Genomic DNA, 26,705 nt, shown 5'->3' with positions numbered 1-26,705 from the left:
GATCAGCCCTCCTTCACGGGAGCGGGCGCCGACTGACCACTGTCTTTCAGAGCCTTGGTCACTTCCGGCGGCATGTATTTTTCGTCGTGCTTGGCCAGCACTTCGTCGGCCACCACCACGCCATCGGCGTTGAGCTTGCCCAGGGCAACGATGCCCTGTCCTTCACGGAACAGGTCCGGGAGGATGCCGCGATAAGTAATGGTCACGGTCTTGTTGAAGTCGGTGACGTTGAATTTCACGTCCAGCGAATCCCCGGAACGCACCAGCGAGCCCTTCTCCACCATGCCGCCGGCCCGGATGCGGGTGTCCTTGGGCGCTTCGCCATTGGCGATCTGGGTCGGGGTGTAGAACAGATTGATGTTTTGCTGCAGGGCGCTCAAGGCCAGGCCGACCGCAGCACCGACACCCACCAGGATCGCCAGAATGATGACAAGACGTTTTTTGCGCAGCGGATTCACTGACCATTCTCCCGGCGCAGACGACGCGCCTCTTGTTGCAAATACCGCTTGCGGGCCAGGATCGGCACCGCCACGTTGAGGACCAGCACCGCCAGGCAGATGCCATAGGCCGACCAGACATACAGGCCATGATGGCCCATGGCGAGGAAATCGCCGAATGAAGCGAAACTCATCGAGCGGCCTCCAGGCTGTTCTGTACTTCGGCTTTCACCCAACTGGCCCGGGCTTCGCGCTTGAGCACTTCCAGGCGCATGCGCAACAACAGCACCGCGCCGAAGAAACAGTAGAAACCCAGGGCGGTCAGCAGCAGCGGCAGCCACATTTCCACGGGCATCGCCGGTTTTTCCGTGAGGGTGAACGTCGCGCCCTGATGCAGGGTGTTCCACCACTCGACCGAGTATTTGATGATCGGGATGTTGATCACGCCGACAATCGCCAGTACCGCGCAGGCCTTGGCGGCGCTCTCACGATTACTGATGGCGTTGCCCAGCGCAATAAGACCGAAGTACAGGAACAGCAGGATCAGCATCGACGTCAGTCGGGCATCCCAGACCCACCACGAGCCCCAGGTCGGCTTGCCCCAGATGGCGCCGGTGACCAGCGCCACGGCGGTCATCCAGGCGCCGACAGGCGCGGCGCATTGCAAGGCCACGTCGGCCAGCTTCATCTTCCACACCAGCCCGACAACGCCACACACTGCCAGCATCACGTAGATGGACTGGGCAAGCATCGCCGTCGGCACATGGATGTAGATGATGCGAAAGCTGTTGCCCTGTTGATAATCCGGCGGCGCGAACGCCAGGCCCCAGACCACGCCGATGCCAATCAGCAACAGTGCGGCGATGCTCAGCCAGGGCAGCAATTTGCCGCTGATGCCGTAGAACCACTTGGGTGAGCCGAGCTTATGAAACCAGGTCCAGTTCATTGCTGTTTCCATCACGGTTACGGCACGCAGTCACGCGCCGCCGGGTCTGCCTTAACTTCACAGGAAGTGGTCGTTTTTTGACCAGGCCTCATTATTATTCGCCGACGCTGATCTTCAGGCCAGCGGCTATTGCAAAGGGTGTCAAGGTTATCGCCAGGGCGGTCAGGCTCCCCAGCCAGAGCAGATAACCGATCGCCGGCATGCCCTGCAAGGCGGCCTGCAAGGCGCCACTGCCGAGGATCAACACCGGGATATACAGCGGCAGGATCAGCAACGCCAGCAACAGGCCGCCGCGCTTCAAGCCCACAGTCAGGGCTGCCCCCACCGCACCGAGCAAACTCAACACCGGTGTGCCCAGCAGCAGCGAGACCAGCAGCACCGGCATGCACGCGGCGGGCAACCCCAGCATCATCGCCAGCAGCGGCGAGAGCAATACCAGCGCCAGGCCGGAAAAAACCCAGTGTGCCAGTACCTTGGCCAAAACCAGAAGGGCCAGGGGGTGCGACGAAAGGACCCACTGTTCCAGGGAACCGTCTTCGAAATCACTGCGGAAAAGCCCGTCCAGCGAGAGCAGGACCGACAAAAGCGCCGCCACCCAGACCAGTCCTGGCGACAAGGTTTGCAACAATTGAGTCTCCGGTCCGACGGCCAACGGGAACAGCGCAATGACGATCGCGAAGAACACCAACGGGTTGGCCAGTTCAGCCGGGCGGCGGAACAACAGGCGCGCTTCGCGGGCAAGCAACAGGCCAAACACACTCATACGGCCCAGTTCCCCAGATCAATACTGCGATAACCGGACGGCATCCGGGCCAGTGTGTGGTGGGTGGTCAGGAGCACCATACCACCGCCCTCGCAATGCCGGGCCAGGTGTTCCTCAAGCTGCGCCACGCCCTGCTTGTCCAAGGCGGTGAACGGTTCGTCGAGAACCCATAGCGGCGGGCTGTCCAGGTACAACCGGGCCAGGGCCACGCGACGTTGCTGACCGGCGGACAAGGTATGGCACGGCACGTCTTCGAAGCCGCGCAATCCCACCATGGCCAACGCCTGCCAGATCGTCTCACGGTCGGCGGGTCGATGCAGCGCACAGAGCCAGCTGAGGTTTTCTTCGGGGGTCAGCAGATCCTTGATCCCGGCGGCGTGGCCAATCCAGAGGAGGTTGCGGGCCAGTTCACTGCGCTGGTCCTGCAAGGGCTGGCCGTTGAGCAGCACCTGGCCGGCGGTCGGCTGCATCAACCCGGCCAGCAGACGCAGCAGGCTGGTCTTGCCACTGCCATTGGGGCCACTGACTTGCACCATATCGCCAGGCGAGAGTCTCAATTCGAGATGTTCGAAAAGCAGCCGCAAGTCACGCTCACAAGCGAGGCCGACAGTTTGCAAGAGAGGACTGGTCAAGGGATCGCGGGCCTTATACGGTTTAAGTCGGCGGTGCAGCGGCCGTTAAAGAGATGCAGCATAGATGCATTGATGGCCTGTTCCACAGAGCTGCGTCAAACAATTGCAAGGTTTTCGCCGCTCCCTGAAAGACGGGCGGCATTATACATGCCATGCCCCCAGAGGGCGTTCTCAATTAGTTCCAGGGTAAGACCGCAGATGACAGGCGACATGAACATCCAGCCGCTGCCCCAGCCCACGGTAACAACGCGTACGCCGGCGGTCGGTGGCGAGCTGCTCAAATTGCTGACGCCCGTCGAGGGCCTGATCGCTGCCGGCCAGACGGCCAGTGCGGAGGTGTTGTCGCTCAAGCAGGCGGACCAGACTTTCCAGCTATTGCTCAAGGTCACCCTGGATAGCGGCCGCCAGACCACCGTACAGGCCACCAGCGCCCAGCCGTTGCCACAAGGCACCAGCCTGGCGGTGACCCAGCCATCCGCCAGCAATCTGGCGATTACCGTACAACAGGCCGTTGCCTCCAGCGTTGCGACCCTGACCCGGATCGACACCACGCAGTTGCCGGTCGGCACCTTGCTGCAAGGCAAGGTGATTACCAGCCAGGCGTTGCCCCAGTTGCCTGGACAACCGGCGGTGTATCGGTCGCTGGTGAGCCTGCTCAACACCGCTCAGGCCGGCAGCACCCTGGATATCGACAGCCCCCAGCCGCTGCGTATCGGCATGCTGTTGAGTGCCCAGGTGCAGGACGCCCAGGCCTTGAAGTTCATTGCGCTGAGCAACCGCCAGGAACAACTGGCCGTGAGCCAGCAACTGCTGACCCAGGTTAGTCGCCAGGGTTCGCTGGACAGCCTGATCAGCGCCCTGCAGGAGCTGCCCGCCACGGATGGGACCGGCGTCGAGCTGCGTGCCGCGGTGACGCGCCTGCTCGCCAACCTGCCGGATGTGCAGCAATTGAGCACGCCCAAGGGCCTGGCCCAGGCTTTGGCCGCCAGCGGTGTATTCCTGGAAAGCAAACTGCTGGCCGGACAACCTCCGAGCCTGGCTGCGGACCTCAAGGGTGACCTGCTGAAGTTGATCGCCCAACTGACCACGACCCTGCCCGCTTCCACCAATCTCGGCGCAGTCATTGCCGCCAACACTTTGGCCCAGGCCCTGCCCAGCTTCGTGCGCAACGCCCTGGGCACCCTCGGCCAGGTCAGCGCGAAGCCGCAACCCACCAGCTTCCCCCTGCCTTCGCGCCTGCTGAAGGGCCAGGACGACGAAGGTGACCTGGAACACCTGCTGCGCCTCGCCGCGGCTGCCGTGTCGCGCCTGCAGAGTCACCAACTGTCGAGCCTGGAGCAGACGGGACTGACCGACGACGGGCGGTTGATGAGCACCTGGCAACTGGAGATCCCGATGCGCAACCTGCAAGACATCGTGCCGTTGCAGGTCAAGTTTCAACGGGAGGAAACCCCGCCGCGGGAACAACCCAACGAACGGCGAGAAGATCGCGAGGCCAAGCAGCAGCTCTGGCGGGTCGAGCTGGCATTCGATCTGGAGCCGCTGGGGCCGCTGCAGGTCCAGGCGCAATTGCTCAGCGGCAGCCTGTCGAGCCAGTTATGGGCGGAACGGCCCTACACCGCAGACCTGATCGGACGCAACCTCGCGGCACTGCGCGAGCGTCTGGTGACCTGCGGCGTGAACGTTGCAGATCTGGATTGCCATGTCGGCATCCCGCCCAAAGGCCCCAAGACCCGACTCGAACAACGCTGGGTGGACGAAACCGCATGACAACCCACACCGAACCGCGCCAGGCCATCGCCCTCAAATACGACGGCCACCACGCACCGACCCTGACCGCCAAGGGCGATGAAGCCCTGGCCGAGGAAATCCTGCGGATCGCCCGGGAAAGCGAAGTGCCGATCTATGAGAATGCCGAACTGGTGAAGCTCCTGGCCCGGCTGGAACTGGGGGAGAGTATTCCGCAGGAGTTGTACCTCACCATCGCCGAGATCATCGCGTTTGCCTGGAAACTCAAGGGCAAGTTTCCCAAAGGGTTCGACCCGCATGCACCGAGTGTGGAGAAGGATGTGACGGAGCGCGGGGATGATTACTGATTCCAGGCCACATGGCTACAGCGAAGAAGCCTGTGGGAGCAAAGCTTGCTCGCGATTGGGCACCGCCAGTCGAGAATGCCATTGACTGTCCTACCGCTATCGCGAGCAAGCTTTGCTCCCACAGGTTCCAGGGCGTTTGATCCTTGACTGGAAGCGATCATCAGCCCCTATGCAACTTGCTCATCAACTCCGCCTCGGCCTGGGTCAAGCCGCAGGCCTGGGTCAGCTCGTCGATACTGGCGCCCATGCCCACCAGCCGTGCGGCCTGGGCGAAGGACAGGCTCGAGGGGTCTCGCTGTTCCAACTGGGCCAGTTTGTCCGGCAACGGGCCGACCACGGCACGCAGCTCATGGATGGCTTCACCCATGCGCACGGTACCGTTCTGGTAATCGTCGACACGCTTGGCCAGGTCCTTGATGCGCTGATCACGCAGCGCATCGCCTTGGGCCTGCTGAGCGGCGATCTGCCGCTGGGCTCGTATATACGCCAGGAACATCGCCAGCGTGCCTGCCCAGAAAAGGAACAGGACAATGACTGCTACCTCAAGAATCAATCAGATACTCTCCAGTTCCGACCACTCTTCTTCGCTCATCATTTTTTCCAGCTCGACCAGGATCAGCAACTCGTTGTTCTTGTTGCAGACGCCCTGGATGAACTTGGCCGATTCTTCGTTACCGACGTTAGGCGCGGTTTCGATTTCCGACTGACGCAAGTAAACCACTTCAGCAACGCTGTCGACCAGGATACCGACCACCTGCTTGTCGGCCTCGATGATGACGATACGAGTGTTGTCGTTGACCTCGGTGGAGTTCAGGCCAAAACGCTGGCGGGTATCGATCACCGTGACCACGTTGCCACGCAGGTTGATGATACCCAGCACGTAGCTTGGCGCACCCGGAACCGGAGCGATCTCGGTATAGCGCAGCACTTCCTGCACGCGCATTACGTTGATGCCGTAGGTTTCGTTATCGAGTTTGAAGGTGACCCATTGCAGGATCGGATCTTCGGAACCCTTGAGAGACGACGCCTTATCATTCATACCCTGACCCCTCGAAAAACCGCCTGTGGCGGTATGTTCTGCGCCGTGACGCTGTGCGCCACCGACTGTGTTATTTCGGTTTCTGGACCGGCTTGGTGCCGCCCAGGTGTTTTGCCCCGCCACTGGCGATCAGCTCGGCCAGCTCGGAAACGTCCAGCAAGGCGCACATGTGCTCTATCACCGTACCCGCCAGCCATGGCCGTTGACCTCGATGACTGCGCCACTTGATCTCGTTCGGGTCCAGGCGCAGCGAACGGCTGACCTGGTGCACCGCCAATCCCCACTCGTAACCCTGTACCGAAATCACGTATTGCAGGCCCTGGCGAAAATCATCGCGATAACGGTCCGGCATCACCCAGCGCGCGGTATCCAGTACCTTCAGGTTGCCGGCCTGGCTCGGCAGGATCCCAAGGAACCAATCCGGCTGGCCAAACAGCGGCGTCAATTCATGCCCGGCCAGGGAGTAAATCGACCCCAGGCACACCAGTGGCACCGCCAGGGTCAACCCGGCCACATCGAACAGCAGGCACTCGAACGGCTCCGCGGCCCAGGCCGGACGGTCGTCAGTCTCAACCGGCGGTGGCGTGTTGCTCGGTGGCAGATGGACTTCCACCACCGGCGTCACCAGCCCCTGCAACAACGGTGCAACGGTGGAAACCGCCGCCAGCACTGGCGCCGGTGCCTCCATGACTTTCACCGCTGGCCTGGCGAACGGTGCCTCCACCGCTGCGGCAATCACTGACTTGCGTGCATCACGGGCCTGCTCCTCAAGCACCGCCGCCTGAAACTCATCCAGCACCCCTTCGGCTTCGACCGGCGCGGGCAAAGCCTCGGGCACGATCGGTTCCGGTGGCAATTCTTCGGTCGCTTCCTGCAACAGCCCGTCCAGGTAGGACTGCAAGGCCATTTGCGGACGCGAGGTTGTCTTGATCGGGCGGCTCATGAAAACAGTGCGCCGCATATGAACGTTATCGGCATGGGTGCCATCAGACTTGAGCCTGCAGAGCGTTTAGACGTGTTCAATCAGGCCACCTGCTGAGGAACAAGCTGCTGGGCCAGCAGGTGCTTGAGCAAGGCCCGGTAGGCCAGTACGCCACGGCTTTTGCCATCGAACTGGGAAGGGGTCACACCGGCGCGGCTGGCATCGCGCAAGCGCGTGTCGACCGGGATGTAGCCTTGCCAGATTTCATCCGGGTACATATCCCGCAAAACGCGCAGGGTGCCCATGGACGCCTGGGTACGGCGGTCGAACAGGGTCGGCACGATATTGAACGGCAGCGACTGTTTGCGTGAGCGGTTGACCATCGCCAAGGTATTGACCATCCGCTCCAGCCCCTTGACCGCCAGGTGCTCGGTCTGCACCGGGATCACCAGTTGCTGGCTGGCCGCCAAGGCGTTGACCATCAGCAAACCCAGCAGGGGCGGACTGTCGATGATCGCGTAATCGAAATCCTGCCACAGTTGCGCCAGACTCTTGGCGATCACCAGTCCCAAGCCGCCCTGCCCCGGCGACTGCCGCTCCAGGGTGGCCAGCGCCGTACTCGAAGGCAACAGCGAAATCCGCTCGTCGCTCGTGGACAGCAACAATTGCCCCGGCAAGCCCTCAGGCACATTGCCCCTGTGCAGGAACAGGTCGTAGTTGCTGTGCTCCAGGCTATCGGGATCGTAGCCAAAATAGCTGGTCATCGAGCCATGGGGGTCCAGATCGACAATGACCACACGCTTGCCCGCCTCTGCCAGTAATCCGGCTAAAGCGATGGAAGAAGTGGTCTTACCCACTCCACCTTTTTGATTGGCAACTGCCCAGACTCTCATTCGGATCGTTCCTCCCGACCGAAACGGGCTCGGCCGAGAAATAGCTCGGTTATAAAGCGGGTGACGGAGAATTGACGGCACTCTGTCTTCCCGGTGTCTTGACCGGGGTTGGTGCAGTTTGTGTGCCAGCCCGCTTCAATGCGGCGTCCGGCGTTGCGTTGGCCGTGCCGGTACCGGTCAGGCTACGGCGTACATCAAGGTTGCGTGACACCACCAACACCACGCGCCGATTTTTTGCCCGCCCTTCGACGGTGGCGTTGTTGGCCACCGGCTGGAACTCGCCATACCCCACCGATGCCAGGCGACCGGGGTTCACACCCTGCATGGCAAGCATGCGGACGATGCTCGCCGAACGCGCCGAAGACAGCTCCCAGTTGGTCGGATATTGCGCGGTGCGGATCGGCTGGTCATCCGTGAACCCCTCCACATGGATCGGGTTGTCGAACGGCTTCAGGATCGCCGCCACCTTGTCGATGATGTTGAACGCCATGTCGCTGGGCATGGCGTCGCCGCTGCCGAACAAGAGGCTGGAGTTGAGTTCGATTTCCACCCACAACTCGTTGCCGCGAACGGTCATCTGGTTGGATCTGATCAGGTCGCCGAATGCCGCACTGATGTCGTCGGCGATGCTTTTCAATGGGTCGCTGCCACCGGCAATGCCGGCATCGACCTGCTCGGAGTCACGGACCAGCGGCTTGGCCGGCGTGGTCGTCTTGGGCCGTTCGTCGCCAATGGGAATTGGCTTGAGGGCGCGGTCCGAGTCGGTAAAGACGCCGATCAATGCCTCGGAAATGACCTTGTACTTGCCCTCGTTGACCGAGGAGATCGAGTACATGACCACAAAAAAGGCGAACAGCAATGTGATGAAGTCGGCGTAGGACACCAGCCAACGTTCATGATTGACGTGCTCTTCATGATGCCTGCGACGCGCCATGGTCCATTACTCCCATTAATCCATGAAGCCTTGGAGCTTCAATTCAATGGAGCGCGGGTTTTCACCTTCGGCGATCGACAGAATTCCTTCCAGCAACATTTCGCGATAACGCGACTGGCGCAAGGCAATTGATTTGAGTTTGGCGGCAATCGGCAGCAGCACCAGGTTGGCACTGGCCACACCGTAGATGGTGGCAACGAACGCCACGGCGATACCGCTACCCAGTTGCGAGGGATCGGCCAGGTTGCCCATCACGTGGATCAGGCCCATCACCGCACCGATGATGCCGATGGTAGGCGCATAACCACCCATGCTTTCGAAAACCTTGGCCGCTTCGATATCGCGGCTTTCCTGGGTGTAGAAATCCACTTCCAGGATGCTGCGAATGGCTTCCGGCTCGGCGCCGTCCACCAGCAACTGCAGGCCTTTTCGCGAGTAGTTGTCAGGTTCGGCATCGGCCACGCCTTCCAGGCCGAGCAGGCCTTCCTTGCGGGCAGTCAGGCTCCAGTTCACGACGCGGTCAATACCGCCGGCCAAGTCGACCCGCGGAGGAAACAGAATCCAGACCAGCACCTGTATGGCGCGCTTGAACGCACTCATGGGCGATTGCAACAATGCGGCGCCAATGGTGCCACCGAGCACGATCAATGCGGCAGGGCCGTTGGCCAGGGCGCCGAGATGACCGCCTTCCAGATAGTTGCCACCAATGATGGCAACGAACGCCATGATGATGCCGATCAGGCTGAGGACATCCATTACAGGCACGCCTCGACCAGGTACTTACCGATGTCGTCCAGCCCGTACACCGCGTCGGCCAGGTCCGCTTTGACAATCGCCATCGGCATGCCATAGATCACGCAACTGGCTTCGTCCTGGGCCCAGATCGCACTGCCGCCCTGCTTGAGCAGACGTGCGCCTTCGCGACCATCGGCGCCCATGCCGGTCAGCACCACCGCCAGAACCTTGTCACCGTATGATTTGGCTGCGGAACCGAAGGTAATGTCCACACATGGCTTGTAGTTCAGGCGCTCGTCACCCGGCAGGATCTTCACCGCGCCGCGCCCGTCAACCATCATCTGCTTGCCACCTGGAGCCAGCAACGCAAGGCCAGGGCGCAGGATATCGCCGTCCTCGGCTTCCTTTACGCTGATGCGGCACAACTTGTCCAGGCGCTCGGCGAACGCCTTGGTAAAGGCCGCTGGCATGTGCTGGATCAACACGAGGGGGGCCGGGAAGTTGGCCGGCAACTGGGTCAGGACCCGTTGCAACGCCACCGGACCACCGGTGGAAGTGCCGATGGCGACCAGTTTGTAGGCCTTGCGCTTGGGGGCCGGCGACGATGCACTGGCCGGGGCCGGGCGTGCGGGCGCAGGGGTCGGGGTACTACGAACCGGGGGCGGATTGAAGCTACCCGACGACGGTGCAGGACTCGGTGCAGCCACAGGCGCGGGAGCCGGTGGGGTGTAGGCACTCACACGGCGGTTGCTGCGGGAAATGCTGTGGACCTTCTCGCACAGCAACTGCCGAACCTTGTCGGGATTGCGCGAGATGTCCTCGAAGTTCTTTGGCAGGAAATCCACCGCACCGGCGTCCAGCGCGTCGAGGGTGACACGGGCGCCTTCGTGGGTCAGGGACGAGAACATCAATACCGGAGTCGGACAGCGCTGCATGATATGCCGCACTGCGGTGATGCCGTCCATCATTGGCATCTCATAGTCCATGGTGATCACGTCCGGCTTGAGTGCCAGTGCCTGATCGATTGCCTCTTTGCCATTGGTCGCGGTACCGACGACCTGAATCGTCGTGTCCGCCGAGAGAATTTCCGAGACGCGGCGGCGGAAGAACCCCGAATCGTCCACCACCAGGACTTTAACTACCATAAACACTCCGTTAGACGAGGCGCGGCGCTGGGCCGCCCCCCTCCAGAATCAAATACGCCGCGCGGCGTAACGCTTGAGCATGCTCGGCACATCGAGGATCAGCGCAATGCGACCGTCGCCGGTGATGGTAGCGCCGGACATGCCCGGGGTGCCTTGGAGCATCTTGCCCAATGGCTTGATAACCACTTCTTCCTGGCCCACGAGCTGGTCAACGACGAAGCCGATCCGCTGGGTGCCCACCGAAAGGATTACCACATGGCCTTCGCCCTGCTCCACATGCGCCGCGGAGCTGATCAGCCAGCGCTTGAGGTAGAACAGCGGCAGCGCCTTGTCTCGCACGATTACCACTTCCTGGCCGTCCACCACGTTGGTGCGCGACAGATCAAGGTGGAAAATCTCGTTGACGTTGACCAGAGGGAAAGCAAACGCCTGGTTGCCCAGCATCACCATCAGGGTCGGCATGATCGCCAGGGTCAACGGGACCTTGATGAGGATCTTCGAGCCAGAACCTTTGACCGAGTGGATGTTGATCGAACCGTTGAGCTGGGAGATCTTGGTTTTCACCACGTCCATCCCCACGCCACGACCCGACACGTCGGAAATTTCGGTCTTGGTCGAGAAGCCGGGGGCGAAGATCAGGTTGTAGCACTCTGTGTCGCTCAGGCGGTCGGCGGCGTCCTTGTCCATCACGCCGCGTTTGACGGCGATGGCACGCAGCACCTCGGGATCCATGCCTTTGCCGTCGTCGGAGATCGACAGCAGGATGTGGTCGCCCTCCTGCTCGGCGGCCAGGATCACCTTACCGCTACGGACCTTGCCCGCGGCTTCACGTTCTTCCGGTGATTCAATGCCATGGTCGACCGCGTTGCGCACCAAGTGGACCAGCGGGTCGGCCAAGGCCTCGACGAGGTTCTTGTCGAGGTCGGTTTCTTCACCCACCAGTTCCAGATTGATTTCTTTCTTGAGCTGGCGAGCCAGGTCACGTACCAGACGCGGGAAGCGTCCGAAGACTTTCTTGATCGGCTGCATCCGGGTCTTCATGACGGCGGTCTGCAGATCGGCCGTGACCACGTCGAGGTTCGACACGGCCTTGGACATGGCTTCGTCCTGGCTGTTGAGGCCCAGGCGCACCAGGCGGTTACGCACCAGCACCAGTTCGCCGACCATGTTCATGATCTCGTCCAGACGCGCGGTATCGACCCGAACGGTGGTCTCGGCTTCGCTGGTTGGTTTGTCTGCCGGTGCAGACGCGGCCGGTGCACGGGCAGGCGCAGCTGCGGCAGCAGGCTTGGGTGCGGGAGCCGGTGCCGGCGTCTCGGCCTTGGGTTCCGGTGCCTTGGCAGCAGGTTTTGGCGCCGCCTTGGTTGCCGGAGCGGCAGTTGGCGCGGCAGAGGCCGTGCCGACTTCGCTGAACTTGCCTTTGCCGTGCAAATCGTCGAGCAGCGATTCGAATTCCTGATCGGTGATCAGGTCGCTGCCGGCCGCTGCGGCGGCAGGCTTGTTCGGAGCCGGCGAGGAGGCAATGGCCGACTCCAGGGCATCAACGGCAAAAGTACCCTTGCCATGCAACTGATCGAGCAAGGCTTCGAATTCATCGTCGGTGATGTCGGAGCTGTCGCCCGCGGGTTTCGGCGCGGCAGGGGCTGTCGTCGGGACAACCGCATCGACGGCGAACTGGCCTTTGCCGTGCAGTTGATCGAGCAGCGACTCGAACTCCGCATCCGTGATCTCATCGCTGGCCACGCCGCTATCGGCGGGCGCAGCAGCGACAGGAGCCTGGGCCTGGGCCTGGGCTTCGGCCTTGACGGCACTCAGGGAGTCCAGCAACTGTTCAAATTCGTTATCGGTAATATCGCCCGATTCCTCGGCGACTGGCTCCTCGGCGACGGGTTCTTCAACCGCGGTCTCGACCGGAGCGACTTCGTCAGCCGATTGCGGCTCGGCCAGGCGCGACAGCGCAGCGAGTAACTCAGGGGTGGCGGCGGTGATCGGTGAACGGTCACGCACCTCGCTGAACATGCTGTTGACCGCGTCCAGCGCTTCGAGCACCACGTCCATCAATTCCGAATCCACGCGACGCTCACCCTTGCGCAGGATGTCGAACACGTTCTCGGCAATGTGGCAGCACTCCACCAGCTCGTTGAGCTGAAGGAAGCCGGCGCCTCCTTTTACAGTGTGGAAACCGCGAAAGATTGCATTAAGCAAATCCGCATCATCCGGTCGGCTTTCCAGCTCGACCAATTGCTCGGACAGTTGCTCTAGAATCTCGCCGGCCTCAACCAGGAAATCCTGAAGGATCTCTTCATCGGCGCCGAAGCTCATTAATGGGGTGCTCCTAAAACAGGGCTAAAATCCAAGGCTGGACAGCAAATCGTCCACATCGTCCTGACCGGACATAACGTCTTCTCTTTTATCGGCATGAATTTGCGGACCTTCACCCTGAGAGAGATGTTTTTGTGGATCTTTTTCAGCAAGCATCGCTTCACGGTCGTGTTCGATGCCCGCAAAGCGGTCGACCTGGCTGGCCATCAACACCAGTTTGAGCAGATTGCTTTCGACTTCGGTGACCAATTGGGTGACGCGCTTGATCACCTGGCCGGTCAGGTCCTGATAGTCCTGAGCCAGCAGAATATCGTTGAGGTTGCTCGCGACCGCGCGGTTATCGGCGCTGCTGCGTGTCAGAAAACCGTCGACCCGACGTGCCAGCTCCCGGAATTCTTCCGCGCCTACTTCACGACGCATGAAACGGCCCCAGTCGACGCTCAAGGCCTGGGCTTCATCGCCAAGGCCGTTGACCAGAGGCGTGGCACTTTCCACCAAGTCCATGGTGCGGTTGGCGGCAGCCTCGGTCAGTTTGACTACGTAGGACAGCCGCTCGGTCGCGTCAGTGATCTGCGAGACCTCCTCGGCCTGGGGCATGTTCGGATCGATCTGGAAGTTGACGATCGCGCTGTGCAGTTCACGGGTGAGCTTGCCGACTTCCTGGTACAGACCACGATCCCGGGTCTGATTGAGCTCGTGGATCATTTGGACAGCATCGCCGAAACGACCTTTTTCAAGGCTGTCGACCAGTTCGCGGGCATGTTTTTTCAGGGTCGATTCGAAATCGCCCATTGAAGCTTCGTTATTCTCCATAGCTCCCCCGTGGCGCCGTTAACCGATGCGTTCGAAGATTTTTTCGATCTTCTCTTTCAACGCCTGGGCCGTGAAGGGTTTGACCACATAGCCGTTCACACCGGCTTGGGCCGCTTCGATGATCTGCTCGCGCTTGGCTTCGGCGGTGACCATCAGCACCGGCAGGTGCTTGAGTTTTTCATCAGCGCGCACATGGCGCAGCAAGTCGATACCGGTCATGCCGGGCATGTTCCAGTCAGTCACCAGAAAGTCGATGCTCCCGCTGTTGAGAACCGGGATGGCAGTGGTGCCATCGTCAGCCTCGACCGTGTTGGTGAACCCAAGGTCACGCAACAGGTTTTTTATGATCCGCCGCATCGTTGAAAAGTCATCAACGATGAGGATTTTCATGTTCTTGTCCAATTCGACCTCCAAGCAGTCTTAAACGCGTGCAGCACCTGAACGCGCCATTTCAATCAATCCGGTACAGCATTCGACAACGGTGCGGGACACAACGGATCGAGACTGCGCAACGCGTGCCACGCAAACCCTGTTCGCAACCTCCCCGCACCGACTGTCAGCGCGCTCGCCACTCCCCCAAACGCCCCCGCAAACGGGCGGCGCACTGGCTGTGTAACTGACTGACCCGCGATTCGCTGACCCCCAGGACTTCACCGATTTCCTTGAGGTTCAGCTCTTCGTCGTAGTACAGCGCCAAGACCAGTCGCTCACGCTCCGGCAAATTGGCAATCGCATCGGCCAGCGCGCTCTGGAAACGTTCGTCTTCCAGGTCACGCGCAGGCTCCATGTGAGTACTCGCGCCATCCTCGTGCAGCCCTTCATGATCGCCGTCCTGCAACAGGTCGTCGAAACTGAACAGGCGGCTGCCCAAGGTATCGTTCAAAATCCCGTAATAATCATCGAGACTCAACTGGAGTTCGGCCGCAACTTCGTGATCTTTAGCGTCTCGTCCGGTTTTCGCTTCAATAGCGCGAATGGCGTCACTGACCATGCGGGTATTGCGGTGCACCGAACGGGGTGCCCAGTCGCCCTTGCGGACTTCGTCGAGCATCGCGCCGCGAATGCGAATGCCTGCGTATGTCTCGAAACTGGCACCCTTGCTCGCGTCGTATTTGTTCGCCACTTCGAGCAAGCCGATCATGCCCGCCTGGATCAGGTCTTCGACCTGGACACTGGCCGGCAACCGCGCCAGCAAGTGATAGGCAATGCGCTTGACCAGGGGCGCGTAACGCTCGATCAACTCGTATTGGGCGTCCCGTGCCGATTTTTTGTAGAGGTGGTTGTAACCGCTGGCTGTCATAACACGGGCCCTGCTGTTTGTTGCACGAGACGCTCGACGAAAAATTCCAGATGCCCGCGCGGATTGGCCGGCAGTGGCCAGGTATCCACCTTCTGGGCGATAGCCTTGAACGCAAGCGCGCATTTGGAACGGGGAAAAGCTTCATAGACGGCACGTTGCTTCTGGACGGCCTTGCGAACGCTCTCGTCGTACGGCACGGCGCCGACGTACTGCAGGGCAACGTCCAGGAAGCGATCGGTGACCTTGGTCAGCTTGGCAAACAGGTTGCGCCCTTCCTGGGGGCTCTGGGCCATATTGGCCAGGACGCGGAAGCGGTTCATGCCGTAGTCGCGGTTCAATAGCTTGATCAGGGCATAGGCGTCGGTGATGGAGGTGGGTTCGTCGCAGACCACCAGCAGCACTTCCTGGGCGGCGCGCACGAAGCTGACGACCGAATCACCGATACCCGCCGCCGTGTCAATCACCAGCACATCGAGGTTGTCGCCGATGTCGCTGAATGCCTGGATCAGGCCAGCGTGCTGGGCCGGGGTCAGATGAACCATGCTCTGGGTGCCGGAAGCCGCCGGCACGATGCGAATCCCGCCCGGCCCCTGCAACAGTACGTCGCGCAGCTCGCACCGGCCTTCGATGACGTCCGCCAGCGTGCGTTTGGGAGTGAGCCCCAGCAGCACGTCGACGTTCGCCAGGCCCAGGTCGGCGTCCAGCAGCATGACCCGTCGGCCAAGCTCTGCCAGAGCCAGGGACAAGTTCACTGACACGTTAGTCTTGCCGACGCCACCTTTGCCGCCGGTCACCGCGATCACCTGTACGGGATGCATGCTGCCCATGTTCGTTCTTTACCTGTCTTACTTAGACGGAGGCCACATTACTGGCTGCGCGTTCACATACGGAACATTGCCTGGCAGACCATCGATGTAGGTACAAAAAATATTCATGATTACCTCAGCCAACCTGCTTGGTCGGGCTGTGGTAGATATCAGCGAACATATCAGCCATGGCTTCTTCGCTGGGTTCGTCCTGCATTTGCACACTCACGGCACGGCTGACCAGTTGGTGGCGACGCGGCAGATGCAAATCATCCGGGATCCGCGGTCCATCAGTCAGGTACGCCACCGGCAGATCGTGACCGATCGCCAGGCTCAATACCTCGCCCAGGCTTGCCGTTTCGTCCAGCTTGGTCAGGATGCAACCGGCCAATCCGCAGCGTTTGTAGCTGTGGTAGGCGGCGGTTAGAACCTGTTTCTGGCTGGTGGTTGCCAACACGAGATAATTTTTTGACTTGATGCCGCGCCCGGCCAGGCTTTCAAGCTGCATGCGCAGAGCCGGATCGCTGGCTTGCAAGCCTGCGGTATCGATCAGCACGACGCGCTTGCGCAAGAGAGGTTCGAGCGCCTGGGCCAGGGATTGACCCGGATCCACATGGGTCACCGACACGTTGAGAATCCGGCCCAGGGTCTTGAGCTGTTCCTGGGCGCCGATACGGAAGCTGTCCATGCTGACCAGGGCAATGCTCTGGGCACCGTACTTGAGTACATAACGGGCGGCGAGCTTGGCCAAGGTAGTGGTCTTGCCCATGCCGGCCGGGCCGACCATGGCAATCACCCCGCCCTCTTCCAGCGGCTCGACTTCCGGCGTGGCGATCATGCGCGCCAGATGCGCCAGCAGCATGCGCCAGGCCTGGCGAGGTTCATGGATATCGTTGATCAGCGCCAACAGGTCGCGGGCCAGCGGGCCGGACAGGCCGATGCGTTGCAGGCGGCGCCACAGGTTGGCCTGGGCTGGACGACTGCCTTGCAGTTGGTTCCAGGCCAGGGAGCCGAGCTGGACTTCCATCAGCTCGCGCAGGCTGTTGAGTTCGAAACGCATCGAGTCCAGCGCACGCGGATCGACACCAGGCGCCGCTGCGGCCGGGGCAGGCGCAGGGCGACGCGGCTCGGCCGGGGTCGGCTCGATCAGCGGTTCGGCAGCGGTCAGCGGCAGGCCTGCGGTCAACGGCTGACCGGCAAACAATTGACGATTGGTACCCGCGACAGCCTCGCCTTCGCTGCTGCGCAGGCTCAATTCGGCCTGGGCGCTTGCGATTCGCGACTGGGTCTTGCGCAGCTCATCCTCAAGCTCCATGTTCGGAACCCGCGGGGCCAGCGCAGACAGCTTATAGTCCAGAGCAGCCGTCAGCTCGACACCGCCGGCGATCCGGCGGTTGCCGATGATGGCTGCTTCGGCGCCCAGTTCGTCACGAACCAGCTTCATGGCCTGACGCATATCGGCGGCGAAAAAACGCTTCACTTGCATAACCCACTACCTCAGCCGTTGGGCCCTACTGTCGCAACAATGGTCACTTGCTTGTTGTCCGGTATTTCCTGGTACGCCAGCACATGCAGCCCCGGAACCGCGAGGCGACCGAATCGCGAAAGCATCGCACGAATCGGACCCGCCACCAGCAAGATCACCGGTTGGCCTTGCATCTCCTGCCGCTGGGCTGCCTCGATCAACGAACGTTGCAGCTTCTCGGCCATGCTTGGCTCCAGCAGAACGCCCTCTTCCGAGCCTTGCCCTGCCTTCTGAAGACTATTGAGCAATATCTGTTCCAACCTTGGCTCCAACGTGATCACAGGCAGCTCCGACTCAGTGCCTACAATGCTTTGGACGATTGCGCGGGATACGCCGACCCGCACCGCAGCCACCATGGCGGCGGTATCTTGACTCTTGGATGCGTTGTTGGCGATGGCTTCAGCAATACTGCGGATGTCACGTACCGGCACCTGTTCGGCCAGCAGCGCCTGCAAAATCTTGAGCAACTGCGACAACGAAACCACGCCGGGCACCAGCTCTTCGGCCAGCTTCGGCGAGCCTTTGGCCAGCACCTGCAGCAATTGCTGGACTTCTTCGTGACCAATCAGCTCGCTGGAGTGTTTGTACAAAATCTGGTTCAAATGGGTCGCAACTACCGTACTGGCGTCCACCACGGTGTAACCGAGGGACTGGGCCTGGGCCCGCTGACTGATTTCAATCCACACCGCTTCAAGGCCAAAAGCTGGATCCTTGGCGGTAATGCCGTTGAGCGAACCATAGACCTGACCCGGGTTGATCGCCAGTTCGCGGTCCGGGTAGATCTCGGCTTCAGCCAGGATCACCCCCATCAGCGTCAGGCGATAGGCGCTGGGCGCCAGATCGAGGTTGTCGCGGATATGCACGGTGGGCATCAGGAAGCCCAGGTCCTGGGACAACTTCTTGCGTACCCCTTTGATCCGCGCAAGCAGTTGGCCGCCCTGGTTGCGATCCACCAGCGGAATCAGGCGATAGCCGACTTCCAGGCCAATCATGTCGATAGGGGTCACGTCATCCCAGCCCAGCTCCTTGGTCTCGAGGGCACGGGCCGGCGATGGCAACAGTTCCTGCTGGCGCTTGACCTCTTCCAGTGCCTGGACTTTCTGCACGTTCTGCTTCTTCCAGAACAGATAGGCACCGCCTGCCGCCACGGCTGCCATGCTCAGGAAGGAAAGGTGCGGCATACCTGGCACCAGGCCCATCACTGCCATCAGTCCGGCAGCCACGGCCAGGGCCTTGGGCGATGCGAACATCTGCCGACCGATCTGCTTGCCCATGTCTTCGGAGCCCGAAGCACGGGTCACCATGATCGCCGCAGCTGTGGATAACAACAGTGATGGCAATTGCGCCACCAAACCGTCACCAATGGTCAGCAAGGCATATACCTTACCCGCATCACCGAAACTCATATGATGCTGGAAGATACCGACGGCCACGCCGCCGATCAGGTTGATGAACAGGATCAACAGGCCCGCGATGGCGTCACCGCGTACGAACTTGCTCGCACCGTCCATGGAGCCGTAGAACTCGGCTTCCTGAGCCACTTCCAGACGACGAAGCTTGGCCTGACTCTGATCGATCAGACCGGCGTTGAGATCGGCGTCGATTGCCATCTGCTTACCGGGCATGGCGTCGAGGGTGAAACGCGCACTCACCTCGGAAATACGCCCGGCACCCTTGGTGACCACCACAAAGTTGATGATCATCAGGATGGCGAAGACCACGATACCGACCACGTAGTTACCGCCGATCACCACCTCACCAAAGGCCTGGATTACCTTACCTGCGGCGGCGTGACCTTCCTGGCCGTGGAGCATGACCACGCGGGTGGACGCCACGTTCAGCGCCAGGCGCAAGAGCGTGGCCACCAGCAGGATGGTCGGGAACACGGCGAAATCCAGCGGGCGCAGGGCATACACACACACCAGCAACACCACGATCGACAGGGCAATGTTGAACGTGAAGAACACGTCCAGCAGGAACGGTGGCACCGGCAGCATCATCATGGCGAGCATGACCATCAGCAACAGCGGGACGCCCAGATTGCCCCGACTGAGGTCTACGACATTGCTGCGCGCGGCGCTGAGTATCTGAGAGCGATCCACCAAAATTCCCCGTTCCTGTGAAGCAAACTTTTGACGCCCGGTACAGGCGCAGACGGGGTATTGCAAGAAGCCTTCCAACTTTTGCCAGACCTGGAAATACAAGCCCGGGAGCACAAATAAGGACCCTGTGGGAGCGAGCCTGCTCGCGATGGCGGTAGTTCAGTGATGACGGAATTGACTGGAAGGCCGCTATCGCGAGCAGGCTCGCTCCCACAGGGTCTGTCACCAGCAGGACCCGGCGCACACCTTATTCTGGATCGCGGCGCAGATCCGGCGGGATCGGCAAATCCTTGAGTGGATCGGGGCGCTTGCCCTTGCCGGCGCGGTGCTGGCGGATCTGGTAGACATAGGCCAGCACCTGGGCCACCGCCAGGTACAGCCCGCCAGGAATTTCCTGGTCGAGCTCGGTGGAGTAATAGATCGACCGCGCCAGGGCCGGCGACTCCAGCAGCATCACTTCATTGGCCACGGCGATCTCACGGATCTTCAGCGCCAGGAAATCGCTGCCCTTGGCCAGCAACACCGGCGCGTTGCCTTTTTCCGGGTCGTACTTGAGCGCCACGGCATAGTGGGTCGGGTTGGTGATGACCACGTCGGCAGTCGGGATCGCCGACATCATCCGTCGCTGGGACACCTCATGTTGCAACTGGCGAATCCGCTGCTTGACCTCTGGCTTGCCCTCTTGCTCCTTGTACTCGTCGCGGACCTCCTGCTTGGTCATCATCAGTTTCTGCTTGCTCTGATACAGCTGGATCGGCACGTCGATGGCTGCGATCAGAATCAGGCCGCAAGCCATCCACAAGGTGCTCCAGCCCACCAATTGCACGCTGTGGATGATGGCCTGTTCCAACGGCTCATGGGCGATGCGCAGCAGGTCGTCGATGTCCGACTGCAACACGGTCAACGCCACGAACAGGATCAACAGGAATTTCCCAAAGGCCTTGAGGAGTTCCATCAGAGCCGAAGTGGAAAACATGCGTTTGAGGCCCGACAGTGGATTCATCCGACTGAACTTGGGGGCCAGGCTACCGGCGGCGAACAGCCACCCCCCGAGTGAAATCGGGCCGATGAAAGCGGCCAGGAGCAAGAAAATCAGGATCGGTTGCACCGCCACAATCGCGATTTTCCCCGAGTGCAACAAGTACTGCGCCATGGCCCCCGGACTGAGCAGTACTTCGCGCGGCAGGGAGAAATTCAGGCGCATGATTTCCAGCAGGTCCAGGGCCAATCCCCCGCCATAGATCAGCAGTCCTCCAGCGCCGGCCAGCATCACGACAAGGGTATTGAGCTCCTTGGAGCGCGCAATCTCGCCTTTCTCCCGGGACTCGCGCTTGCGCTTGTCCGTGGGATCTTCTGTCTTGTCCTGGCCACTCTCGCTTTCGGCCATGGTTCAGCGTGCCTGTGCCATTTCGCGTAGCAGCAGCAGGGCCTGGGTGGCCAGGGGCTGATACTGATTGAGAATGTCCCCCAGAGTGACCCAGAAGATCACCATGCCCAGCACCAGGGTCAGCGGAAAGCCGATGGAAAAAATATTCAACTGTGGCGCCGCCCGGGTCATCACCCCAAACGCGATGTTGACCACCAGCAAAGCCGTGATCGCGGGTAGTACCAATACCATCGCAGCCCCCAGGACCCAGCCGAGCTTGCCGGCGACCTCCCAGAAATGGTTGACCAGCAGCGCGCTGCCCACCGGCATCGTAGTGAAACTCTCGGTCAGCACCTCGAACACCACCAGGTGCCCGTTCATGGCGAGAAACAGCAGCGTCACCAGCATCGTCAGGAATTGACCGATCACCGCCGTGTTCACGCCGTTCGTGGGGTCGACCATGGACGCGAAAGCCATGCCCATCTGAATCGAAATGATTTGCCCGGCCACCACGAACGCCTGGAAGAACAGTTGCAGCGAAAACCCCATCAGGGTCCCGATGAGGATCTGTTCGGCCACCAGCATCAGCGCACTGAGGTCCAGGGCATGAACCGGCGGCATCGGTGGCAAACCGGGCGCGATGACCACCGTGATCGCCAGGGCGAAATACAGGCGCACGCGTCTCGGCACCAGGGTCGTACCGAAGACCGGCATGCTCATCAACACGGCAGTAACGCGAAACAGCGGCAAGACGAAAGCCGCTACCCAGGAGCCGATCTGGGTGTCCGTCAGCGCGAGCATCGACATCGGGTCAGCCGATCAACTGCGGAATACTGCCGTACAACCGCAGGATGTATTCCATGAAGGTTTGCACCAGCCAAGGCCCGGAGACAATCAGCGTCACCAGCATGACCAGCAGGCGTGGCAGGAAGCTCAGGGTCTGTTCGTTGATCTGGGTCGCGGCCTGGAACATCGCAACCAGCAGACCCACCAACAGACTGGGAATAACCAGGATGGCGACCATCATGGTCGTCAACCAGAGCGCTTCGCGGAACAGGTCTACCGCTACTTCAGGAGTCATATCGCCCTACCTGCAAATGGTCTAAACACCGCCGAAGCTGCCAGCCAGGGTGCCGATGATCAAGGCCCAGCCATCCACCAGCACGAACAGCATGATCTTGAACGGCAGGGAAATGATCAGCGGCGACAGCATCATCATCCCCATCGCCATCAGTACGCTGGCGACTACCAGGTCGATGATCAGGAACGGGATGAAAATCATGAAACCGATCTGGAACGCGGTCTTCAGTTCGGACGTGACGAACGCGGGCACCAGGATGGTCAGAGGTGCCTGATCGGGACTGGCGATGTCGGTACGCTTGGACAAGCGCATGAACAGCTCCAGGTCACTGCTGCGGGTCTGGGCCAGCATGAAATCCTTGATCGGCACTTCAGCCTTGGCCACCGCATCCTGGGCAGTGATCTTTTCCGCCAGGTAAGGTTGCAGCGCATCCTGGTTCACCCGGTCGAACACCGGGGCCATGATGAACATGGTCAGGAACAGCGCCATGCCGGTGAGGATCTGATTCGACGGCGTCTGCTGCAACCCCAGGGCCTGGCGCAGAATCGAAAAGACAATGATGATCCGGGTGAAACTGGTCATCAGCATGACAAACGCGGGGATGAAACTCAGCGCGGTCATGATCAGCAGGATCTGCAGGCTGACCGAGTATTCCTGGGCCCCCTGGGCGTTGGTGCCGAGGGTAATTGCCGGGATCGACAACGGATCGGCGGCGAACGCCAGCGGCGCGGCCAGCATCAAGGCCAGCGCCAACAGAATGCGCAACGGCATTACTTCTTATCCTTCTGGTCTTTACCCAGCAATTCCATGAGGCGCTGGGCAAATTCGGGGGTGGCCTGGTCGGTGGCGGGCACCTGCACCGGCTCCTTGAGGACATGCAACGCAGTGATGGTACCCGGACTGAGGCCCAGCAGGATCTGCTCGTTGCCGACCTGCACCAGCACCAACCGGTCCCGCGGGCCGAGCGCCCGCGAACCGACGATATCGATGACCTGCCCTTTGCCGGTCGGCCCCGCCTGCTGTACGCGCCGCAACAGCCAGGCCAGCAAGAAGATCACCCCCAGCACCAGCAACAGGCCGAGCACCAGTTGCGTGAGCTGTCCGGCCATGCCGCTGCCGGCCGTCGACGCCGTGGTCGCGGTACTCGCAGGTTCGGCCGCCAGAACGCTGAATGGCAGCATCAAGGCGATAGCGAAAAGACCTTTCACTCAGCGCAGCTTCTTGATGCGTTCGCTCGGGCTGATCACGTCCGTCAGGCGAATGCCGAACTTCTCGTTGACCACCACCACTTCGCCATGGGCAATCAGGGTGCCGTTGACCAGCACGTCCAGCGGCTCACCCGCCAGGCGATCCAGCTCAATCACCGAGCCCTGGTTGAGTTGCAGCAGGTTGCGGATGTTGATGTCGGTGCTGCCTACTTCCATGGAAATCGACACAGGGATATCCAGAATCACGTCCAGATTCGGCCCGTCCAGCGTCACCTGCTCGTTGCTTTTCGGCACGCTGCCAAACTCTTCCATCTGCAGGCGATTGGACGCTTGGGCACCCGTGTCGGCGGCCAGCAAGGCGTCAATGTCGGCCTGTCCGGTTTCACCGGCTTCTTCCAGGGCAGCAGCCCACTCATCAGCCAGCGACTGGTCGTCCTGGTTGTTCATATCATCAGCCATCATTTGTCCTCGGCGGGCAAAAATCAGTTAAAAACGTAAATTCAGCTACAAATCAAAGCGTTCGACATTGCTCAGCGGCGTTCGATCGGCTCGATCACCTGCAACGCCAGGTTGCCTTTGTGAGAGCCCATCTTGACCTTGAAGGCCGGCACGCCGTTCGCACGCATGATCATGTCTTCCGGCATTTCGACAGGAATGATGTCTCCCGGCTGCATGTGCAGGATGTCCCGCAGCCGCAACTGACGCCGGGCAACCGTCGCGCCGATCGGCACGTCGACATCCAGCACGTCCTGGCGCAGGGCGTTGATCCAGCGCTCGTCCTGATCGTCGAGGTCGGACTGGAAACCGGCGTCGAGCATTTCGCGCACCGGCTCGATCATGGAGTACGGCATGGTCACATGCAGGTCCCCGCCGCCACCGTCGAGCTCGATATGGAAGGTCGATACCACGATCGCCTCGCTCGGACCGACGATGTTGGCCATGGCCGGGTTCACTTCCGAGTTGATGTACTCGAAGTTCACTTCCATGATCGCCTGCCAGGCTTCCTTCAGGTCCACGAAGGCCTGCTCCAGCACCATGCGCACCACCCGCAACTCAGTCGGGGTGAACTCACGGCCCTCGATCTTGGCATGACGACCGTCACCGCCGAAGAAGTTGTCCACCAGCTTGAATACCAGCTTGGCGTCGAGGATGAACAGCGCGGTGCCGCGCAAGGGCTTGATCTTCACCAGATTGAGGCTGGTGGGCACGTAGAGCGAGTGTACATACTCCCCGAACTTCATCACTTGCACGCCACCGACCGCCACATCGGCCGAGCGACGCAGCATGTTGAACATGCTGATGCGGGTATAGCGGGCGAAACGTTCGTTGATCATTTCCAGGGTCGGCATGCGTCCGCGAACGATGCGATCCTGGCTGGTCAGGTCGTAGCTTTTGACGCTGCCCGGTTCAGCAGCGTTTTCGGTCTGCACCAGGCCGTCGTCGACACCATGCAACAACGCGTCGATTTCGTCCTGGGACAACAGGTCCTGCACGGCCATGGCGGGTTCCTACTGCAATACGAAGTTAGTGAAAAGCAACTGTTCGATCACCACTTTGCCGAGCTCTTTCTGAGCCACTTCCTGCACGCTGGCCGTGGCTTTCTGACGGAGCATTTCCTGGCCGACGGGGGTAGCGAGGGTGTCGAAATTCTGTCCGGAGAACAGCATCACCAGGTTGTTGCGGATCAGCGGCATGTGCACCCGCAGCGCTTCCAGGTCAGCCTGGTTGCGGCCCAGCAATGTGATGCTGACCTGCATGTACCGTTGACGGCCATTCTGGGTGTAGTTGGTGACAAATGCAGGTGCCATGGGCTCGAAAATCGCCGGCTGCTTGCCCACCGGTGCGGCTTCCACCACAGCCGCCGCCTTGCTTTGAGCGTTGTGCATGAAATACCAGGTTGCCCCCACGGACACACCGATCGCCAGGAGCAAACCCACCACGATCAGGATGATCATCTTGAGTTTGCCTTTGGTTGCAGGGTCTTTTACAGCTGCTGCTTCGCTCTTCGCCATGCCAATAATCCGTCACTAATCGGGGGGTTTACGGTTGCATGGCAAGGCAGGAGCAAGTGTTATGCCAGAAGCAATTTGCGCCACCCTAAAACAACTGTGGGAGCGGGCTTGCTCGCGAAGGCGGTGTGTCAGATGACATGACTATCAACTGACACACCGCCTTCGCGAGCAAGCCCGCTCCCACAAGGGGTTACCGCACCCGGGTCAGGCGTAGTAATCGACCGCGCTGGTACCGATGACGCTGGTGGTAGCGGTCGCCACCTCAGCAACACTGACCGGCAGATGCTCATCTGTCGAATCCACTCGCCCACCGGATGACGATGTGCGTCCGGTCTGGGCCTGCTGCTGCGCCTGCTGGTCCGGGTTCTGTGAGCCACGGGACTGATCGGACACGTTGACGTCGACCTGGCCCATGCCTTGCTGGGCGAAACTGTCCCGCAGGCGATGCAGTTGGCCCTCAAGGGCTTCGCGAACACCGGAGTGGGCACTCATGAAGGTCACCTGGGTCTGTTGATCCGGCGCCATGTTCACGCGAATGTCCAGACGACCGAGTTCAGCAGGCTGCAACTGGATGTCGGCGGCCTTGAGATTGGCGCTCGACAAATACATCACCCGGTTGACCACTTCTTCGGTCCAGCCACTCTGATTCATGGCAATGGGTTGGTTGACCGGCACCGCATTGGCGGTTTTGGGCGTAGCGGCCTGGGTCAGGGCGGCCAGGCGGTTGGCAAAATCATCCACGCGGGTGTCACTGGAAGCCGCGCCCAGATCCTTGAGACCCTCGCCGATCAGGCCGCTGAAGGCTTTTTCCCCACCTTGGCTGCCAGGACCGGTACTGTTCTGATCGGCCTGCACCGTGAGCATGCTTGCCATACCGGCGGCAAACGTCTGGGCCGACGTCGGCTCACCGTCGAGCGCAGCCGGGGCGGTGTTTTTGGATTGGCTGGTAGCGGAGACGTGACCGCCCTGCTCCATCGCCAATCGCAACGCCGGCAAGGCATCGAGCGGATCGGCCTCGGGGTCGAACTTCGGATCCTCCGGCGGCGCGGCCTGGACTACCGGGACCAGGGGAACGACCGGGGTCGCCACCGCAGCCGCGACCTGCGGCACAGTCGAAGCGTCTACCGCAGGCGTGGGTACCACGTCGGCTTGAACCACAGGCACAGCCGCGTCCGGCGGCAAAATCGGGTCGACAGCAGGATCGGCAGGGACAGCGTCCGCCACCGGAGTCTCGGTGTCGCCGTCGGCGTCATTGTCTGTCGCGCTATCGGCCTTGACCGGCTTGTCGGCGGGCAAGGATTTGCCGCTATCGGCAACGGTCGGCTCCGGAGCGGCAGCCGTTTCATCGCTGGAGTCTTTTTTGACGCCGCCGTCGGGCGTCTTGTCGCGCACCGGCTTCATCGCAGGCTCAAAGGCCGACGAGGATTTGACGGGAGCTTGCTGGGCGAAGACCTGGGCGAAGCTGGAGGCTCTATTGCCGAGGTCCGGAGCCGCTGCCGGCGGATTGACGGCAGCCTGTGGCTTGGCCTGGGCAGTGGCCTGAAGCAGTGTATTGGGCGTAACGGGCATAAAAAGGTCTCCGCTGCACTGAAATCATAGGTACAGTCGAGACTGGACAATGCAAGGGG

Annotated in this window: 30 protein-coding genes; 2 read left to right on the top strand and 28 right to left on the bottom strand. The window is 61.0% G+C overall.

Annotated features, from left to right (window positions below; all coding sequences use genetic code 11):
* Nucleotides 1-2 precede the first annotated feature (2 nt).
* From ccmE to ccmA, 5 genes are all read right to left on the bottom strand, one after another.
* Complete coding sequence (gene ccmE / locus QZH45_RS09385) at nt 3-458, bottom strand: cytochrome c maturation protein CcmE (protein ID WP_024778689.1); 456 nt, start codon at nt 456-458, stop codon at nt 3-5.
* Nucleotides 455-631 carry a heme exporter protein CcmD gene (ccmD, locus tag QZH45_RS09380; protein ID WP_024778688.1) on the bottom strand — a complete coding sequence of 59 codons (177 nt, stop codon included), beginning with the start codon at nt 629-631 and terminating at the stop codon, nt 455-457. Before ccmD ends, ccmE begins: the two co-directional genes overlap by 4 nt.
* Nucleotides 628-1,383 (bottom strand): heme ABC transporter permease, encoded by a 756-nt coding sequence (locus tag QZH45_RS09375; protein ID WP_024778687.1) that lies wholly within the window; start codon nt 1,381-1,383, stop codon nt 628-630. Before QZH45_RS09375 ends, ccmD begins: the two co-directional genes overlap by 4 nt.
* Before the next feature lie 94 nt (nt 1,384-1,477).
* Nucleotides 1,478-2,146, bottom strand: a complete 669-nt coding sequence (gene ccmB / locus QZH45_RS09370) for a heme exporter protein CcmB (RefSeq protein WP_024778686.1) — start codon at nt 2,144-2,146, stop codon at nt 1,478-1,480.
* Nucleotides 2,143-2,778 (bottom strand): cytochrome c biogenesis heme-transporting ATPase CcmA, encoded by a 636-nt coding sequence (gene ccmA / locus QZH45_RS09365; protein WP_024778685.1) that lies wholly within the window; start codon nt 2,776-2,778, stop codon nt 2,143-2,145. Before ccmA ends, ccmB begins: the two co-directional genes overlap by 4 nt.
* A 198-nt stretch (nt 2,779-2,976) precedes the next feature.
* Here ccmA and QZH45_RS09360 point away from each other — a divergent pair, with 198 nt between their 5' ends.
* Nucleotides 2,977-4,548, top strand: coding sequence for a flagellar hook-length control protein FliK (locus tag QZH45_RS09360; RefSeq protein WP_024778684.1), 1,572 nt, complete (start codon nt 2,977-2,979; stop codon nt 4,546-4,548).
* The gene (locus QZH45_RS09355; protein WP_024778683.1) at nt 4,545-4,874 is read left to right on the top strand and encodes an EscU/YscU/HrcU family type III secretion system export apparatus switch protein; all 330 of its coding nucleotides are present in this window, start codon (nt 4,545-4,547) and stop codon (nt 4,872-4,874) included. The genes QZH45_RS09360 and QZH45_RS09355 overlap by 4 nt, the downstream gene beginning before the upstream one ends.
* Before the next feature lie 160 nt (nt 4,875-5,034).
* On the opposite strand, the gene QZH45_RS09350 is transcribed toward QZH45_RS09355, so the two are convergent.
* The 23 genes from QZH45_RS09350 to QZH45_RS09240 form a co-directional block, all read right to left on the bottom strand.
* The gene (locus QZH45_RS09350) at nt 5,035-5,427 is read right to left on the bottom strand and encodes a DUF2802 domain-containing protein (RefSeq protein WP_024778682.1); all 393 of its coding nucleotides are present in this window, start codon (nt 5,425-5,427) and stop codon (nt 5,035-5,037) included.
* Complete coding sequence (locus QZH45_RS09345; protein ID WP_024778681.1) at nt 5,428-5,913, bottom strand: chemotaxis protein CheW; 486 nt, start codon at nt 5,911-5,913, stop codon at nt 5,428-5,430.
* Between the two features lie 70 nt (nt 5,914-5,983).
* Complete coding sequence (locus QZH45_RS09340; RefSeq protein WP_024778680.1) at nt 5,984-6,856, bottom strand: CheW domain-containing protein; 873 nt, start codon at nt 6,854-6,856, stop codon at nt 5,984-5,986.
* A gap of 80 nt (nt 6,857-6,936) precedes the next feature.
* Nucleotides 6,937-7,728: a ParA family protein gene (locus QZH45_RS09335; protein ID WP_024778679.1), complete on the bottom strand. Its 792-nt coding sequence runs from the start codon at nt 7,726-7,728 to the stop codon at nt 6,937-6,939.
* 49 nt (nt 7,729-7,777) lie between these two features.
* On the bottom strand, nt 7,778-8,662 hold the full coding sequence (gene motD, locus QZH45_RS09330) for a flagellar motor protein MotD (RefSeq protein WP_024778678.1): 885 nt from the start codon (nt 8,660-8,662) through the stop codon (nt 7,778-7,780).
* A 15-nt stretch (nt 8,663-8,677) separates the two neighbouring features.
* Nucleotides 8,678-9,418: a flagellar motor protein gene (locus QZH45_RS09325; protein WP_024778677.1), complete on the bottom strand. Its 741-nt coding sequence runs from the start codon at nt 9,416-9,418 to the stop codon at nt 8,678-8,680.
* Entirely contained in the window at nt 9,418-10,542 is a 1,125-nt protein-coding gene (locus QZH45_RS09320) for a protein-glutamate methylesterase/protein-glutamine glutaminase (protein ID WP_024778676.1), read from the bottom strand. Before QZH45_RS09320 ends, QZH45_RS09325 begins: the two co-directional genes overlap by 1 nt.
* 48 nt (nt 10,543-10,590) lie before the next feature.
* The gene (locus tag QZH45_RS09315; RefSeq protein ID WP_024778675.1) at nt 10,591-12,864 is read right to left on the bottom strand and encodes a chemotaxis protein CheA; all 2,274 of its coding nucleotides are present in this window, start codon (nt 12,862-12,864) and stop codon (nt 10,591-10,593) included.
* 24 nt (nt 12,865-12,888) lie between these two features.
* On the bottom strand, nt 12,889-13,677 hold the full coding sequence (locus QZH45_RS09310; protein ID WP_024778674.1) for a protein phosphatase CheZ: 789 nt from the start codon (nt 13,675-13,677) through the stop codon (nt 12,889-12,891).
* Nucleotides 13,678-13,695: 18 nt separating this feature from the next.
* A complete protein-coding gene (locus tag QZH45_RS09305; protein ID WP_003183998.1) occupies nt 13,696-14,067 on the bottom strand; it encodes a chemotaxis response regulator CheY in 372 nt (123 codons plus the stop codon).
* Between the two features lie 166 nt (nt 14,068-14,233).
* Complete coding sequence (fliA, locus tag QZH45_RS09300) at nt 14,234-14,977, bottom strand: RNA polymerase sigma factor FliA (protein ID WP_024778673.1); 744 nt, start codon at nt 14,975-14,977, stop codon at nt 14,234-14,236.
* The gene (gene fleN / locus QZH45_RS09295) at nt 14,974-15,804 is read right to left on the bottom strand and encodes a flagellar synthesis regulator FleN (protein ID WP_003184001.1); all 831 of its coding nucleotides are present in this window, start codon (nt 15,802-15,804) and stop codon (nt 14,974-14,976) included. The genes fliA and fleN overlap by 4 nt, the downstream gene beginning before the upstream one ends.
* Before the next feature lie 115 nt (nt 15,805-15,919).
* Nucleotides 15,920-17,269: a flagellar biosynthesis protein FlhF gene (gene flhF / locus QZH45_RS09290; protein WP_024778672.1), complete on the bottom strand. Its 1,350-nt coding sequence runs from the start codon at nt 17,267-17,269 to the stop codon at nt 15,920-15,922.
* 11 nt (nt 17,270-17,280) lie between these two features.
* A complete protein-coding gene (flhA, locus tag QZH45_RS09285; protein ID WP_024778671.1) occupies nt 17,281-19,410 on the bottom strand; it encodes a flagellar biosynthesis protein FlhA in 2,130 nt (709 codons plus the stop codon).
* Nucleotides 19,411-19,657: 247 nt separating this feature from the next.
* A complete protein-coding gene (flhB, locus tag QZH45_RS09280; protein WP_053193675.1) occupies nt 19,658-20,797 on the bottom strand; it encodes a flagellar biosynthesis protein FlhB in 1,140 nt (379 codons plus the stop codon).
* Nucleotides 20,798-20,800: 3 nt separating this feature from the next.
* The gene (fliR, locus tag QZH45_RS09275; protein ID WP_024778669.1) at nt 20,801-21,583 is read right to left on the bottom strand and encodes a flagellar biosynthetic protein FliR; all 783 of its coding nucleotides are present in this window, start codon (nt 21,581-21,583) and stop codon (nt 20,801-20,803) included.
* Between the two features lie 4 nt (nt 21,584-21,587).
* Nucleotides 21,588-21,857: a flagellar biosynthesis protein FliQ gene (gene fliQ, locus QZH45_RS09270; RefSeq protein ID WP_024778668.1), complete on the bottom strand. Its 270-nt coding sequence runs from the start codon at nt 21,855-21,857 to the stop codon at nt 21,588-21,590.
* A gap of 21 nt (nt 21,858-21,878) precedes the next feature.
* Complete coding sequence (fliP, locus tag QZH45_RS09265) at nt 21,879-22,628, bottom strand: flagellar type III secretion system pore protein FliP (protein ID WP_024778667.1); 750 nt, start codon at nt 22,626-22,628, stop codon at nt 21,879-21,881.
* Nucleotides 22,628-23,038, bottom strand: a complete 411-nt coding sequence (fliO, locus tag QZH45_RS09260) for a flagellar biosynthetic protein FliO (protein ID WP_033034509.1) — start codon at nt 23,036-23,038, stop codon at nt 22,628-22,630. Before fliO ends, fliP begins: the two co-directional genes overlap by 1 nt.
* A 27-nt stretch (nt 23,039-23,065) precedes the next feature.
* Nucleotides 23,066-23,524 carry a flagellar motor switch protein FliN gene (gene fliN, locus QZH45_RS09255; RefSeq protein ID WP_024778665.1) on the bottom strand — a complete coding sequence of 153 codons (459 nt, stop codon included), beginning with the start codon at nt 23,522-23,524 and terminating at the stop codon, nt 23,066-23,068.
* Nucleotides 23,525-23,595: 71 nt separating this feature from the next.
* Nucleotides 23,596-24,564: a flagellar motor switch protein FliM gene (gene fliM, locus QZH45_RS09250; RefSeq protein ID WP_003184019.1), complete on the bottom strand. Its 969-nt coding sequence runs from the start codon at nt 24,562-24,564 to the stop codon at nt 23,596-23,598.
* A 9-nt stretch (nt 24,565-24,573) separates the two neighbouring features.
* On the bottom strand, nt 24,574-25,077 hold the full coding sequence (gene fliL / locus QZH45_RS09245) for a flagellar basal body-associated protein FliL (RefSeq protein ID WP_024778664.1): 504 nt from the start codon (nt 25,075-25,077) through the stop codon (nt 24,574-24,576).
* Between the two features lie 204 nt (nt 25,078-25,281).
* Complete coding sequence (locus QZH45_RS09240) at nt 25,282-26,646, bottom strand: flagellar hook-length control protein FliK (protein WP_024778663.1); 1,365 nt, start codon at nt 26,644-26,646, stop codon at nt 25,282-25,284.
* Nucleotides 26,647-26,705: the final 59 nt, after the last annotated feature.

Origin of the sequence: Pseudomonas corrugata, from assembly GCF_050920615.1 — a bacterium.
GTDB classification, from domain to species: domain Bacteria; phylum Pseudomonadota; class Gammaproteobacteria; order Pseudomonadales; family Pseudomonadaceae; genus Aquipseudomonas; species Aquipseudomonas corrugata.
This window is presented reverse-complemented; position numbering and strand designations above follow the sequence as displayed.

Coding starts and splice junctions, on each gene's coding strand:
- ccmD (WP_024778688.1), bottom strand. CDS start 631: ATGAGTTTCGCTTCATTCGGCGATTTCCTCGCCATGGGCCATCATGGC.
- QZH45_RS09375 (WP_024778687.1), bottom strand. CDS start 1,383: ATGAACTGGACCTGGTTTCATAAGCTCGGCTCACCCAAGTGGTTCTAC.
- ccmB (WP_024778686.1), bottom strand. CDS start 2,146: ATGAGTGTGTTTGGCCTGTTGCTTGCCCGCGAAGCGCGCCTGTTGTTC.
- QZH45_RS09360 (WP_024778684.1), top strand. CDS start 2,977: ATGACAGGCGACATGAACATCCAGCCGCTGCCCCAGCCCACGGTAACA.
- QZH45_RS09355 (WP_024778683.1), top strand. CDS start 4,545: ATGACAACCCACACCGAACCGCGCCAGGCCATCGCCCTCAAATACGAC.
- QZH45_RS09345 (WP_024778681.1), bottom strand. CDS start 5,913: ATGAATGATAAGGCGTCGTCTCTCAAGGGTTCCGAAGATCCGATCCTG.
- QZH45_RS09340 (WP_024778680.1), bottom strand. CDS start 6,856: ATGAGCCGCCCGATCAAGACAACCTCGCGTCCGCAAATGGCCTTGCAG.
- QZH45_RS09335 (WP_024778679.1), bottom strand. CDS start 7,728: ATGAGAGTCTGGGCAGTTGCCAATCAAAAAGGTGGAGTGGGTAAGACC.
- motD (WP_024778678.1), bottom strand. CDS start 8,662: ATGGCGCGTCGCAGGCATCATGAAGAGCACGTCAATCATGAACGTTGG.
- QZH45_RS09325 (WP_024778677.1), bottom strand. CDS start 9,418: ATGGATGTCCTCAGCCTGATCGGCATCATCATGGCGTTCGTTGCCATC.
- QZH45_RS09320 (WP_024778676.1), bottom strand. CDS start 10,542: ATGGTAGTTAAAGTCCTGGTGGTGGACGATTCGGGGTTCTTCCGCCGC.
- QZH45_RS09315 (WP_024778675.1), bottom strand. CDS start 12,864: ATGAGCTTCGGCGCCGATGAAGAGATCCTTCAGGATTTCCTGGTTGAG.
- QZH45_RS09310 (WP_024778674.1), bottom strand. CDS start 13,677: ATGGAGAATAACGAAGCTTCAATGGGCGATTTCGAATCGACCCTGAAA.
- QZH45_RS09305 (WP_003183998.1), bottom strand. CDS start 14,067: ATGAAAATCCTCATCGTTGATGACTTTTCAACGATGCGGCGGATCATA.
- fliA (WP_024778673.1), bottom strand. CDS start 14,977: ATGACAGCCAGCGGTTACAACCACCTCTACAAAAAATCGGCACGGGAC.
- fleN (WP_003184001.1), bottom strand. CDS start 15,804: ATGGGCAGCATGCATCCCGTACAGGTGATCGCGGTGACCGGCGGCAAA.
- flhF (WP_024778672.1), bottom strand. CDS start 17,269: ATGCAAGTGAAGCGTTTTTTCGCCGCCGATATGCGTCAGGCCATGAAG.
- flhB (WP_053193675.1), bottom strand. CDS start 20,797: ATGGCCGAAAGCGAGAGTGGCCAGGACAAGACAGAAGATCCCACGGAC.
- fliR (WP_024778669.1), bottom strand. CDS start 21,583: ATGTCGATGCTCGCGCTGACGGACACCCAGATCGGCTCCTGGGTAGCG.
- fliQ (WP_024778668.1), bottom strand. CDS start 21,857: ATGACTCCTGAAGTAGCGGTAGACCTGTTCCGCGAAGCGCTCTGGTTG.
- fliP (WP_024778667.1), bottom strand. CDS start 22,628: ATGCCGTTGCGCATTCTGTTGGCGCTGGCCTTGATGCTGGCCGCGCCG.
- fliO (WP_033034509.1), bottom strand. CDS start 23,038: ATGCTGCCATTCAGCGTTCTGGCGGCCGAACCTGCGAGTACCGCGACC.
- fliN (WP_024778665.1), bottom strand. CDS start 23,524: ATGGCTGATGATATGAACAACCAGGACGACCAGTCGCTGGCTGATGAG.
- fliM (WP_003184019.1), bottom strand. CDS start 24,564: ATGGCCGTGCAGGACCTGTTGTCCCAGGACGAAATCGACGCGTTGTTG.
- fliL (WP_024778664.1), bottom strand. CDS start 25,077: ATGGCGAAGAGCGAAGCAGCAGCTGTAAAAGACCCTGCAACCAAAGGC.
- QZH45_RS09240 (WP_024778663.1), bottom strand. CDS start 26,646: ATGCCCGTTACGCCCAATACACTGCTTCAGGCCACTGCCCAGGCCAAG.